This window comes from Mycobacterium sp. E136 (assembly GCF_001666865.1).
GTDB lineage: Bacteria > Actinomycetota > Actinomycetes > Mycobacteriales > Mycobacteriaceae > Mycobacterium.
The window spans coordinates 1-12628 of sequence record NZ_LZJE01000379.1 but is presented as its reverse complement, the minus strand read 5'-3'; the positions used below and the strand labels follow the sequence as shown (position 1 = coordinate 12628).

Annotated in this window: 13 protein-coding genes and 1 pseudogene; 6 read left to right on the top strand and 8 right to left on the bottom strand. The window is 68.6% G+C overall.

Annotated elements, in window-relative coordinates:
• Positions 1–230 precede the first annotated feature (230 nt).
• Positions 231–2048 (top strand): 2-isopropylmalate synthase, encoded by a 1818-nt coding sequence (gene leuA, locus A5698_RS25900; RefSeq protein WP_068302969.1) that lies wholly within the window; start codon positions 231–233, stop codon positions 2046–2048.
• A 194-nt stretch (positions 2049–2242) separates the two neighbouring features.
• Here leuA and A5698_RS25895 read toward each other — a convergent pair whose 3' ends face one another.
• Both A5698_RS25895 and A5698_RS25890 read right to left on the bottom strand, forming a co-directional pair.
• Positions 2243–2548, bottom strand: coding sequence for a hypothetical protein (locus A5698_RS25895; RefSeq protein WP_068302966.1), 306 nt, complete (start codon positions 2546–2548; stop codon positions 2243–2245).
• Positions 2549–3589 carry a DEDDh family exonuclease gene (locus A5698_RS25890; protein ID WP_084792627.1) on the bottom strand — a complete coding sequence of 347 codons (1041 nt, stop codon included), beginning with the start codon at positions 3587–3589 and terminating at the stop codon, positions 2549–2551.
• A gap of 84 nt (positions 3590–3673) precedes the next feature.
• Here A5698_RS25890 and A5698_RS25885 point away from each other — a divergent pair, with 84 nt between their 5' ends.
• Together A5698_RS25885 and A5698_RS25880 are read left to right on the top strand one after the other, a co-directional pair.
• Entirely contained in the window at positions 3674–4915 is a 1242-nt protein-coding gene (locus A5698_RS25885; protein ID WP_068302960.1) for a Mur ligase family protein, read from the top strand.
• On the top strand, positions 4908–5624 hold the full coding sequence (locus A5698_RS25880; protein WP_068302958.1) for a type 1 glutamine amidotransferase: 717 nt from the start codon (positions 4908–4910) through the stop codon (positions 5622–5624). The genes A5698_RS25885 and A5698_RS25880 overlap by 8 nt, the downstream gene beginning before the upstream one ends.
• Positions 5625–5629: 5 nt before the next feature.
• On the opposite strand, the gene A5698_RS25875 is transcribed toward A5698_RS25880, so the two are convergent.
• Genes A5698_RS25875 through A5698_RS25860 form a run of 4 tightly spaced genes read right to left on the bottom strand, consistent with a single transcriptional unit; the run spans position 5630 to position 7859 of the window.
• Positions 5630–6460, bottom strand: a complete 831-nt coding sequence (locus tag A5698_RS25875; protein ID WP_068302956.1) for a type IV toxin-antitoxin system AbiEi family antitoxin — start codon at positions 6458–6460, stop codon at positions 5630–5632.
• Between the two features lie 39 nt (positions 6461–6499).
• Entirely contained in the window at positions 6500–6898 is a 399-nt protein-coding gene (locus A5698_RS25870) for a hypothetical protein (protein ID WP_068302953.1), read from the bottom strand.
• A gap of 16 nt (positions 6899–6914) precedes the next feature.
• The gene (gene recR, locus A5698_RS25865; protein ID WP_059101787.1) at positions 6915–7526 is read right to left on the bottom strand and encodes a recombination mediator RecR; all 612 of its coding nucleotides are present in this window, start codon (positions 7524–7526) and stop codon (positions 6915–6917) included.
• A complete protein-coding gene (locus A5698_RS25860; RefSeq protein ID WP_067080540.1) occupies positions 7527–7859 on the bottom strand; it encodes a YbaB/EbfC family nucleoid-associated protein in 333 nt (110 codons plus the stop codon).
• Positions 7860–7970: 111 nt separating this feature from the next.
• On the opposite strand from A5698_RS25860, the gene A5698_RS25855 reads away from it, so the two are divergent.
• The gene (locus A5698_RS25855; RefSeq protein WP_067080564.1) at positions 7971–8744 is read left to right on the top strand and encodes an Rv3717 family N-acetylmuramoyl-L-alanine amidase; all 774 of its coding nucleotides are present in this window, start codon (positions 7971–7973) and stop codon (positions 8742–8744) included.
• 12 nt (positions 8745–8756) lie between these two features.
• Here A5698_RS25855 and A5698_RS25850 read toward each other — a convergent pair whose 3' ends face one another.
• Complete coding sequence (locus tag A5698_RS25850) at positions 8757–9194, bottom strand: SRPBCC family protein (RefSeq protein ID WP_067080562.1); 438 nt, start codon at positions 9192–9194, stop codon at positions 8757–8759.
• Between the two features lie 69 nt (positions 9195–9263).
• On the opposite strand from A5698_RS25850, the gene A5698_RS25845 reads away from it, so the two are divergent.
• Together A5698_RS25845 and A5698_RS25840 are read left to right on the top strand one after the other, a co-directional pair.
• Positions 9264–10652 (top strand): FAD-binding oxidoreductase, encoded by a 1389-nt coding sequence (locus A5698_RS25845; RefSeq protein WP_068302951.1) that lies wholly within the window; start codon positions 9264–9266, stop codon positions 10650–10652.
• Entirely contained in the window at positions 10649–11959 is a 1311-nt protein-coding gene (locus A5698_RS25840; RefSeq protein WP_068302949.1) for a class I SAM-dependent methyltransferase, read from the top strand. The genes A5698_RS25845 and A5698_RS25840 overlap by 4 nt, the downstream gene beginning before the upstream one ends.
• On the opposite strand, the pseudogene A5698_RS25835 reads toward A5698_RS25840, so the two are convergent.
• Positions 11956–12628 (bottom strand): annotated as a pseudogene (locus A5698_RS25835) (hypothetical protein); the annotation flags it as partial. The gene A5698_RS25840 and the pseudogene A5698_RS25835 overlap by 4 nt on opposite strands.

Below are 12628 nucleotides of genomic sequence, written 5' to 3'. Positions count from 1 at the left end.
GACCTGATCGAGCTGCCGATCCGGTTCCTGTCGGTGATCGCGTTCCCCGACTCACAGGTCTGACCCCTCGCGGCTGCATTTTGTGACGCGCCAGGGCCGGGAGTACAGTGGCCAACGTGCAGCGGGTGCTCCTTCTCGGCAGCCGCGACGGGGTCTGATCAGACCGGCTTCCCGTCGCGGGTGTTCGCGATGCGCCGGTCGAGTCCCCTTCCAACTCCCGGAGCCACACCGTGACCACGTTTTCGAAACCGTCACCCGATTCACCTGACGCGTTCTCATCCGTCCGGCAGATCACCCAACCGGCCGGCCCGCCCCATCCCGCCCAGCCGGCGTGGAACACCCAGCGCGGCTCGGTGATGCCGGTCAACCGCTACCGCAAATTCGCCGATGAGGTCGAGGACGTCAGGCTGTCCGACCGCACCTGGCCGGACAAGGTCATCGACTCCGCTCCGATGTGGTGCGCGGTCGACCTGCGCGACGGCAACCAGGCCTTGATCGACCCCATGAGCCCGCAGCGCAAGCGCCGTATGTTCGACCTGTTGGTGCGCATGGGCTACAAGGAGATCGAGGTCGGCTTCCCGTCGGCCAGCCAGACCGACTACGACTTCGTCCGCGAGATCATCACAGAGGGCGCGATCCCCGACGACGTCACGATCCAGGTGCTGACGCAGTGCAGGCCTGAGCTGATCGAGCGGACATTCGAGGCGTGCGCCGGCGCACCCCGCGCGATCGTGCACTTCTACAACTCGACGTCGATCCTGCAGCGGCGCGTGGTGTTTCGCGCGGACCGTGACGCGGTCAAGGCGATCGCCACCGACGGCGCCCGGATGTGCGTCGAGGAGGCCAAGAAGTACCCGGGCACCCTGTGGCGCTTCGAGTACTCGCCGGAGTCCTACACGGGCACCGAACTGGAGTACGCGGTCGACGTGTGCAACGCCGTCGCCGAGATCATCGAGCCGACGCCCGATGCGCCGCTGATCGTGAACCTGCCCGCGACGGTCGAGATGGCCACCCCCAACGTGTACGCCGACTCGATCGAGTGGATGCATCGTCACCTGACCCCGCGCGACAGCATCATCTTGAGCCTGCATCCGCACAACGATCGCGGAACCGCCGTTGCCGCAGCCGAATTGGGCTATCAAGCCGGCGCCGACCGGATCGAGGGCTGTCTGTTCGGCAACGGTGAGCGCACCGGGAACGTCTGCCTGGTGACGCTGGGGCTGAACATGTTCTCCCGCGGCGTCGACCCGCAGATCGACTTCTCCAACATCGACGAGATCCGCCGCACCGTCGAGTACTGCAACCAACTGCCGGTGCACGAACGCCACCCGTACGGCGGCGATCTGGTCTACACCGCGTTCTCGGGCAGCCACCAGGACGCCATCAACAAGGGCCTGGACCAGATGAAGGTCGACGCGGACGCCGCGGACAAGGACGTCGACGACATCCTGTGGCAGGTCCCGTATCTGCCGATCGACCCGAAGGACGTCGGCCGCACCTACGAGGCCGTCATCCGGGTCAACTCGCAGTCCGGTAAGGGCGGCGTCGCCTACATCATGAAGGCCGATCACGGTCTGGCACTTCCGCGTCGCCTGCAGATCGAGTTCAGCCAGGCGATCCAGAAGATCACCGACGGCGAGGGCGGCGAGGTGTCCCCGAAGGAGATGTGGGACGTCTTCGCCGAGGAGTACCTGGCGCCGATCCGTCCGCTCGAACGTATCCGCCAGAAGGTGACGGCCTCCGAGGTGGACGGCGGCACCGACACCATCGAGGCGGTGGTGAAGGTCGACGGCGTCGAACGCGAGATCGTCGGCGCGGGCAACGGCCCGCTGGCGGCGTTCGTCGATGCGTTGGGCGCCATCGGGTTCGACGTCTCGGTGCTCGACTACTCCGAGCACGCGCTCTCGGCCGGTGAAGAGGCGCAGGCCGCGGCCTACGTCGAGGCCTCGGTCGGTGGCAACACCGTGTGGGGCGTCGGCATCGCGCCGTCGATCACCACCGCGTCACTGCGGGCGGTGGTCTCGGCGGTCAACCGCGCATCGCGCTGACCCCGGTCCGAGGAAGGCAGTCAGCAGCCGGTTCACGAGACCGGCGCCATCCTGTGCGGCCCGCAGGGCCCCGAGGTGAGATTGCTGAGCACACCCCCGCGCAGCGGTCTGCTGAAGATCGTCCTTCCTCCCGGCGCCGTGGTGAAGCCGGTGGCGTCGTATCGAGCGTCCCGGCTTCACCGCGGCCGCCTTGGTCAGTCGCGGCTGGGCGGGTCGACCAGCGACATGAAGAAGATGATGGCGAGCAGACCCAGGATCACCAGCGCGGACACCAGGTCGAACCACTGGAACGGGATCAACGAGCCGTCGATCGACAGCACGAGGACTGTCTCGACGACCCCGAACACCAGGAACAGCGCGCCGAGCAGCAGTCGGGGCTGGGTCCGGTGCAGTTGCGTCCTTCTCAGTTCGACGGTGAGCGTGAGCAGCAGCACCGGGAGCACCTGCGCGAGGGCCGACGCGGTGGCCACGTCCACCAGGACGATGCGATGGTCTGACATTCAGAACAGTGCGAATTGGTCGCCGGCAGGGGTGCTGTCGGTGAACTCCTCGATGCCGGTGCCGCCGACGACGTTTGCGAGTGCGCTCATGAACTCGGTGTCGGGAACCAGCGGAACACCCAGCTCCTTGGCCTGGTAGCCCTTGCCCTGCGCCGCCTCGGCGTCGTTGCAGATGACCAGCGAGGTCTCGAGGTCGATCGTGTCGGTGTAGGCCAGCCCAGCGTGCAGGATCCGCTCGATCAGCTCTTCATGGGTGCGGTTCACCTCCGCGGACAGCGCGATGCGCATGCCCTGCACCAGCGGCCGCCCGGACACGAATCGCCCGGGATTCAGGTACGGGCACGGCAGCCGCGACGCGACGGCCTTCAGCGGGCGCAGCTCGTCGTGGGTGACGACGCCGTTGGGCCAGCGCCGCCGCGACACCGGATGTACCGGCAGCCACACCTTGCGTTCGCGGGCCCGCACCAGCACCGGTTTGAGGATCTGGGCGAGCACCATGGCGTCGTCGAGGGCGTCGTGAGGGCGGATCTGGCTGATCCCCCAGTGCGCGGCCAGCGTCTCCAACCGCAGGTTCTCGGTGCCCAGGTCGAGCCTGCGTGCCAGCTCGACCGTGCACATCACGGTGTCGGTGGGCAGCTCGCGGTTGACCAGCTCGGCCTCGGCGGCCAGGAACGCGTAGTCGAAGCCGACGTTGTGGGCGACGAGGGTGCGCCCGGCGAGCAGTTCGACGAGGTGGTCGACGATGTCGGCGAACGTGGGCTGGCCCTGAAGCATCTCCTCCGTCAGGCCGTGCACGTGGGTCGGGCCGGGGTCAACACCCGGGTTGAGCAGGGTGTAGAGGCTTTCCTCGACGTTGCCGTCGTCGCCAAGGGCGAGCGCGGCGATGCTGACGATGCGGGCCTGGCCCGGCCGGAAGCCCGAGGTCTCCACATCGACGACCGCCCAGCCCGGTCCGGCGTGCTCTGCCGGTCGGCCCCAGTCCGGCCTATCTTCGGCTTCAGAGCCGCCAGGCCGGTGATATCCGGCGTCCGTCTGGCCCACTTCGTCAGGATCGCACGGTGGTGTGACAAAGACGGGACCTCGCCGAATCGCACGTCAGCGTGTCGGCTACCTAAACTGCCGGGGATGGTCACGACACGTGGACGGCTCGCCCTCGCGGCCGGTGCAAGCGCCCGCTGGGCGTCGCGGGTCACCGGGCGCGGTGCCGGCGCGATGATCGGCGGGCTGGTCGCGCTGGCGCTGGACAAGTCGCTGCTGGGCCAGCTCGGCGCGGGCCGCCGCACCGTCGTGGTCACCGGAACCAACGGCAAGTCGACGACCACCCGGATGATCGCCGCCGCGCTGCGCACGATCGGCGACGTCGCCACCAACGACACCGGCGCCAACATGGACGCCGGGCTGGTCGCCGCGCTGGCCGGTGCCCGGGAGGCGCCGCTGGCCGCGCTCGAGGTCGACGAGATGCACGTCCCGCACGTGTCCGACGCGGTCGACCCGCGGGTGATCGTGCTGCTGAACCTGTCGCGCGATCAGCTGGACCGCGTCGGCGAGATCAACCACATCGAGCGCACGCTGCGCGCGGGCCTGGCCCGCCATCCGTCGGCAGTCGTCATCGCCAACTGTGACGACGTGTTGATGACCTCGGCGGCATACGACAGCACCAACGTGGTGTGGGTGGCCGCGGGCGGAAGCTGGGCCAACGACTCGGTCAGCTGCCCCCGGTCCGGCGAGATCATCCTGCGTGACGGCGGTAAGAGTCATGACTGGCGTTCCACCGGAACCGATTTCAAACGTCCCACCCCACACTGGTGGTTCGACGACACGAACATCTATGGCCCCGATGGCTTCTCGCTGCCGATGACGCTGTCACTGCCCGGCGCCGTCAACCGCGGCAACGCCACACAGGCCGTGGCCGCGGCGGTCGCGATGGGCGCCGACCCGGCGGCCGCCGTTGCCGCGGTGTCGCGTGTCGACGAGGTCGCCGGACGCTACCGCACCGTGCGCCTCGGCGGACACACCGCGCGGGTGCTGTTGGCGAAGAACCCGGCAGGCTGGCAGGAAGCGTTGTCGATGGTCGACAAACACGGTGCGGGCGTGGTGATCTCGGTCAACGGCCAGGTGCCCGACGGTGAAGACCTGTCGTGGTTGTGGGATGTGCGGTTCGAGCACTTCGAGGACACCCACGTCGTGGCGGCCGGCGAACGCGGTACCGACCTCGCGGTGCGGTTGGGCTACGCGGGTGTGGAGCACACGCTGGTGCACGACACCCTCGCGGCGATCGCGTCGTGCCCGCCCGGGCACGTCGAGGTGATCGCCAACTACACCGCGTTCCTGCAGTTGAACCGGGTCTTGGAGCGTCGCGGTGCCTGAGTCGACGGTGCGCGTCGGGTTGGTCCTGCCCGATGTGATGGGAACCTACGGTGACGGCGGCAACGCCGTCGTGTTGCGACAGCGGCTGCGGCTGCGGGGATTCGACGCCGAGATCGTCGAGATCACGCTGAACGACCCGGTGCCCGCCGAACTCGACCTGTACACGCTCGGCGGGGCCGAGGACTACGCACAGCGCCTGGCCACCAAACACCTGTTGCGCTATCCGGGATTGCAACAGGCCGCGGCCCGTGGTGCGCCGGTGCTGGCGATCTGCGCGGCCATCCAGGTGCTCGGCCACTGGTACGAAACGTCGTCGGGGGAGCGCGTCGACGGCGTCGGCCTCCTCGACGTCACGACGTCACCGCAGGACAAGCGCACGATCGGCGAGGTGGTGTCCCAGCCGCTGCTGACCGGCCTCTCCCAGCGCCTGACCGGCTTTGAAAACCACCGCGGCGGAACGATTTTGGGCGCCGACGCGCGGCCGCTGGCGAGGGTCGTCAGCGGCGCGGGCAACCGCGCCGGCGACGGCTTCGACGGTGCGGTGCAGGGCAGCGTCGTCGCCACCTACCTGCACGGGCCGTGCCTGGCCCGCAACCCGGAGCTGGCCGACCACCTGCTCAGCAGCGTCGTCGGCGAGTTGGCGCCGTTGGAAATCGAAGAGGTGGAACAGCTTCGACGCGAACGCCTGGCCGCACCGCGACGCGCCTGACCGGATCAGGCCGCGGCCGTCGTCTCCACGAAGCAACCGCGGCACGCCAGCGCCGCCTCGACCCGCGCCAACCACACCGGGAGCCGCTCCCCCTCGCCGACCCACACCACGATCCACCCGAGGCTCTCGAACATCCGCTGCTGCGCAACGTCTTCCGCTCCGCAGACCACCGCAACGCGGTATTCCGGCCAGCCGATGTCGAGATACGCGACCGGTTGCGATCCGACCAGGACCGGGAGCTGAGTCTGCGGGCGCGGACAACCCGCGTCGATCAGCGCGAGCCGTACGCGGCTCTGGTTCGGCGTCGCCGCTCCGCCGTCGACCAGCGTCAGCAGTTCGCGTAGCTGCCTGCTGCCCGGTGCGCGGGGATACCGGCGGGCCAGGTCGGCCACGTCCTCGACCGAGAACGGCCGGTCCCACATCAGTGCGTCCAGCCGTGCCAGCGCATCGCCGCGGTCGAGGTGACGCCCGACGTCGTACGCGGTGCGCACCCGCGTGGTGACCGGAAGCCCTGCAAGACTGGTGATTTCGTCGTCGGCGATGCTCTCCGTGCGCAGAACCAACCCCTCCTGCGGGCCGCACGATGCGCCGGCCACCTCGATGGGCTGCGTGACGTCGACCCACGACGCCCCGTGCAGCGCCGCCGCCGTCTGCCCGGCGATCACCCCCTTGCGGCGAGTCGCGAGCCACGCCGCGATCGCGCGGCCGCGCAGCGTGAGTTCACCACCGTTGGCGGCGTAGACACCGCGAAACACCTTGCGGTACGACGTTCTCAGTGCATGGCGGGTGACCCACCCCGCCGCGACGGCCTCCCCGCCGAGAATTACCTCAACCATGCCCGCATCCTGCCCGCGGGCACCGACAAGTCGCGCCGGCTACAGGCCGAAGTCGCGCAGGAACTCCGGTTTGTACGCCTCGAGGATCACGTAGCCCGGATCGGGGGCGGCCACTTCCGGCGCATCGTCGGGCACCTCCTGACCGCTGACCGGGTCCACCCACTCCTGGCTGTCACCGTCCCAGCGGCTCACCGCGAACCGCGCGTCGACGCGGTCGTCGGCCACCAGCGCGCGCACCGTCCGCTCGGCCTCCTGCGCGTCGGCCAGCGTGGCGGTGTACAGCTGGATGCGGTCGCCGTCGCGGGTGACCGTGACCCGCGATCCGAGCCGTTTGCGTGCGCCGTCATCGAGGTCGAGGGTGCGCAGCTTCTCCCAGAACGAGAGATGGTGCTCGGCGCTGCCGAGTTCCACCTCGACCTTGAACTCCTCGTCCGGCATGAACTTCCTTCCTCGGCTATGCCATGGCGCGTCGGCCCGCCAACGCGCGGCCGAGCGTCAGCTCGTCGGCGAACTCCAGGTCACCGCCCATCGGCAGGCCGGACGCGATTCGGGTGACGGTCAGTCCCGGAATGTCGCGCAACATGCGCACCAGGTAGGTCGCCGTCGCCTCGCCCTCGGTGTTGGGGTCGGTCGCGATGATCACCTCGGTGACGTCCACCCCGTCCACCCGCTCACCGATTCGGTTGAGCAGCTCGCGGATTCGCAGTTGTTCGGGCCCAACACCGGACAGCGGATCCAGCGCGCCGCCCAGCACGTGGTAGCGCCCGCGGAACTCCCTGGTGCGTTCGACGGCCTGCACGTCCTTGGGCTCCTCGACCACGCAGACCAGTGAGGCGTCCCGTCGCGGATCGCTGCAGATCCGACACCGGTCGTCGTCGGAGACGTTGCCGCACACCGCGCAGAACTTCACCCCGTCGCGCACCTTGTTGAGCACGGCGGTCAGCCGGTCGATGTCGGGCGGCTCCACCGACAGCAGGTGGAAGGCGATCCGCTGCGCGCTCTTGGGCCCGATGCCGGGCAGCTTGCCGAGCTCGTCGATCAGGTCCTGAACGGGTCCCTCGAACAATTACATTCCCGGGATACCGAGGTTGCCCATGCCGCCCGCGAGCGGCCCGAGCCGGTCGTGCGCGAGGATGGTGACCTGCTTGGAGGCGTCGGAGATGGCGCCGACGACGAGATCCTGCAGCGTCTCGACGTCCTCGGGGTCGACCACCTTCGGGTCGATCGACACGGCCACCACCTCACCGCTGCCCTTCATCGTGACCTGCACCAGGCCGCCGCCGGCCTGACCGTGCACCTCGGCGTTGGCCAGCGCCTCCTGCGCCTCCATCAGCTGCTGCTGGACCTGCTGGGCCTGCGCGAGCAGCGCGGACATATCGGGTTGGCCTTGCGGTTGCATGAGTGGTCCCCTTGCGTCTTCGTTGCGGTCCGGTCTCGACTTGGTCTCTGTCGTCGGCTCGCGGCCGTTTGGGCTTTCAGCCTAGTCGTGGTTGCGGTTACGGTGACGGCCGTGCCTGCCCGCCTGCGTGTCGGCGCCACTGGAGCATTACGCGGCTGTGCCGCGGTGGCCGCCGGACTACTCGTCGCCGCTTCGACGCTCGTCAGCCCCGCGTTCGAAGCCGATGCCGCTCCCGCCAACATCGCGGGCAAGATCGTTTTCCTCGACCCCGGTCACAACGGCTCCAACGACGGCTCGATCAGCAGGCAGGTGCCCACCGGCCGCGGCGGCACCAAGGACTGCCAGGCCAGCGGCACCTCCACGGAGGACGGCTACCCCGAGCACACCTTCGCCTGGGAGACGACGCTGCGGATCCGGCAGGCCCTGCACGCGCTGGGCGTCCGCACCGCCATGTCGCGCGGTGACGACACCGGCCTGGGTCCGTGCGTCGACGAGCGCGCCGCGCTGGCGAACTCGATCAAGCCCAACGCGATCGTGAGCATCCACGCCGACGGCGGCCCGCCGACCGGTCGCGGATTCCACGTCCTGTACTCGTCCCCGCCGCTCAACGACGCGCAGGCGGGGCCGTCACCACGGTTCGCGGCGATCATGCGCGACCAGTTGCAGGCGTCCGGGTTCGTGCCGTCGACCTACATCGGTTCCGGCGGGCTGAACCCCCGCTCGGACATCGCGGGCCTGAACCTCGCGCAGTACCCGTCGATCCTGGTCGAGCTGGGCAACATGAAGAGCCCTGTCGACTCGGCGCTGATGAAGACGCCAGAAGGCAGGCAGAAGTACGCCGACGCCGTCGTGCGCGGTATCGCGGGGTTCCTGGGCTCGACGTAGTCCTGACGGGCGTTACCCCTCGACGTGCTTCTTGAGGTTTTCGAGCACCTCGGCCTGGATCTTGCGCAGACCCAGCGGCGCGAACGTCTTCTCGAAGAAGCCGCCGATGCCGCCCGCGCCCTGCCAGGACGTCTTGACCGTCACCGACGACCCCTGGCCCGCGGGCGCCACCGTCCAGTTGGTGATCATCGACGAGTTGGCGTCCTTCTCGATGACTGTGTGACCGGCCACATCGACCTCGGCCTTGACGTCGCGCACCCGTGACTTGGTGGCCTGCAGCTTCCAGCTGGCCACCGTGCCCGCGCCCTGCCCGCCCTGCAGCACCTTGTAGTCGCTGTAGTGGGGCGACAGGATCTTCGGGCGCACGTTGGCGTAATCCGCGACGGCCGACAACACCGCCTCGGGTGCAGCGTCGACCAAGACGGTGCTGGATGCGCTGACCTGTCCCATCGGTACGAGCTCCTCGGTTGAAGTTTTGATGCGGTCGCATCGCCTGCGACCGCGGACTAGCGTATATGCGTGTCTGTAGCCCGAACCGACGCACATGCTCTTCAGGCCGCGGGCGTGCAGCGGCTCCTGAACAGCTACCGTGCGATCCCGCCCGATGCCACCGTGCGCCTGGCCAAGCCCACGTCGAACCTGTTCCGTGCGCGAGCCAAGACCGCCGGGAAGGGGCTGGACGTCTCGGGTTTGACCGGTGTCATCGCGGTGGATCCCGACGCGCGCACCGCCGACGTCGCCGGGATGTGCACCTACGAGGACCTGGTCGCCGCGACGCTGCCATACGGCTTGTCGCCGTTGGTGGTACCGCAGCTGAAGACGATCACGCTCGGCGGGGCGGTCACCGGGTTGGGGATCGAGTCGGCGTCGTTTCGCAACGGCCTTCCGCACGAGTCGGTGTTGGAGATGGACATCCTGACCGGCTCCGGCGATGTCGTCACCGCGTCCCCGGAGCAGAACGCCGATTTGTATCGGGCCTTCCCCAATTCGTATGGCACCCTCGGTTATTCGGTCCGGCTGAAGATCGAGCTGGAAACCGTGCGGCCATTCGTGGCGCTGCGCCATCTGCGGTTCAACACGATCGAGGACCTCGTCGCCGTGATGGACCGCATCGTCGAAACCCGCGCCTACGGCGACACCCCCGTCGACTATCTCGACGGCGTGGTGTTCTCCGCGGACGAGGCCTATCTGACGCTGGGATTGCAGACCGCGACGCCGGGACCGGTCAGCGACTACACCGGACAGCAGGTCTACTACCGCTCGATTCAGCACGAGGGCGAGAACGGCGCCGAGAAACACGACCGGCTCACCATCCATGACTACCTCTGGCGGTGGGACACCGACTGGTTCTGGTGCTCACGGGCGTTCGGCGCCCAGAACCCGCGGATCCGCCGGTTCTGGCCACGCCGGTATCGGCGCAGCAGTTTCTACTGGAAGCTCATCGGCTACGACCAGCGCTTCGACATCGCCGATCGGATCGAGAAGCGCAACGGCCGGCCCCCGCTCGAACGCGTCGTCCAGGATGTCGAGGTGCCGATCGGACGGGTCGCGGAGTTCCTGCACTGGTTCGCCGACAACGTGCCCATCGAGCCGATCTGGTTGTGCCCGTTGCGACTCCGCGACGACGCCGGTTGGCCGCTGTATCCAATCCGGCCGCAGCAGACCTACGTCAACGTGGGATTTTGGTCGTCGGTGCCGGTCGGTCCCACCGAGGGGCACACCAACAAACTCATCGAGCGCAAGGTCAGCGAACTCGACGGACACAAATCGTTGTACTCGGATTCCTATTACAGCCGCGAGGAATTCGACGATCTGTACGGCGGCGAAACATACAAGATCGTGAAGAAGGCATACGATCCAGATACACGGCTGCTCGATCTTTACGCGAAGGCGGTGCAGAGGCGATGACGACTTTCAAGGAACACGCGACGCAAACGGCGGCAGGCAAACTCACGCTGGCCGAGATCCTGGAGATCCTCGCCGGGGGTAACCTTCCGCTGCGCTTCACGGCATACGACGGCAGTGCCGCCGGGCCCGAGGACTCCGCGATCGGCCTGGAGCTGTTGACGCCGCGCGGCACGTCGTATCTGGCCACCGCCCCCGGGGATCTGGGGTTGGCGCGGGCCTACGTGTCGGGCGACCTGATACCGCACGGTGTACATCCCGGCGATCCCTACGAACTGCTCAAGGCGCTCGACGACAAGATGGACTTCAAGCGTCCGCCCGCGCGGGTGCTCGCCCAGATCGTGCGCTCCATCGGCATCGAGCACCTCAAGCCGATCGCACCGCCGCCGCAGGAGGCGCTGCCGCGTTGGCGTCGTATCGCGGAAGGCTTGCGGCACAGCAAGACTCGCGATGCCGAGGCGATCCACCACCACTACGACGTGTCGAACGCGTTCTACGAATGGGTGCTCGGCCCGTCGATGACCTACACCTGCGCGTGCTACCCGCACGACGGTGCGACACTCGAGGAGGCGCAGGAGAACAAGTACCGCCTGGTGTTCGAGAAGCTGCGCCTGCGGCCCGGCGACCGCCTGCTCGACGTCGGTTGCGGTTGGGGCGGCATGGTGCGCTACGCGGCGCGGCACGGGGTCAAGGCGATCGGGGTCACGCTGTCGAAGGAGCAGGCGTCCTGGGCGCGCGAAGCCATCGCCCGCGACGGGCTCGAAGACCTCGCCGAAGTGCGCCACGGCGACTACCGCGACGTGCGGGAGTCCGGTTTCGACGCGGTGTCGTCGATCGGGCTGACCGAGCACATCGGCGTGCACAACTACCCCGCGTATTTCGGTTTCCTGCAGTCGAAGATGCGCCCCGGTGCGTTGCTGCTCAACCACTGCATCACCCGCCCGGACAACAGGACGGCGGCGGGTGCCGGCGGTTTCATCGACCGTTACGTCTTCCCCGACGGTGAGCTCACCGGGTCGGGCCGCATCATCACCGAGGCGCAGGACGTCGGCCTGGAGGTGGTCCACGAGGAGAACCTGCGCCACCACTACGCGCTGACATTGCGCGACTGGTGCCGCAACCTGGTGGAGCACTGGGACGAGGCCGTCGCCGAGGTCGGCATGGCGACCGCGAAGGTGTGGGGTCTCTACATGGCCGGGTCGCGGCTGGGCTTCGAGACGAACATCGTTCAGCTGCACCAGGTTCTGGCGGTCAAGCTGGACGGTGGCTACGACGGCGGTCTGCCGCTGCGGCCGTGGTGGACGGCCTAGCCGTCGATACGCCGGGCGCCCAGCTCGTTCTGCAGTAGTTCGAGCGCGACTTCCTCCGGATCGCGGCGGGGCGTCTCGGAGGTGTCGCTGCCGGCTTCGGCCAGCATGCTCTCCTCGTCGTCCTCCTCCGGCGGTGGCGGGGGCGGCGGCGGTTCGGGGATGGTGCGCCTGGGCCGCGGTGGCGTCGGCGCGGCGCCGGCGCTGGGTTCCGGCGGGGCGGCGGGTCCCGCGTCCCCGGTTTCGCAGCGGATCTTCCAGTCCACACCGAGGGCGTCTTTCAGTGCCTCGCGGATGACGTCGGCGTTGCGCTGCTCGGTCAGCCGCTTGGCCAGCGGTGCCGACTCGTGGCTGAGCACCAGGGTGTCACCTTCGACCGCGCGGACAATCGCGCCCGACAACATCACCTCGGTGGTGCGGCTGCGTTCACGCACCTTGTCGCGCACCGTCGACCACATGCTGCGCACCGCGGCGGCGTTCGGTTCGCCGGTGACGGCCGGGGGCGGCGCCTCGACCACCGGATCCGACGGCGGACGCACCGGCGGCGGTGAGGGCGGTTTGTCCTCGGCGGCTTGCTCGGACGGCGCCGGTGCCGTGGGCTCGGGGCGGGCGAAGCGGGTGGTGCGCAGACCGTTCGCGCCGATCGCGAGTAGCTCCCCGGGCTCGATGTCG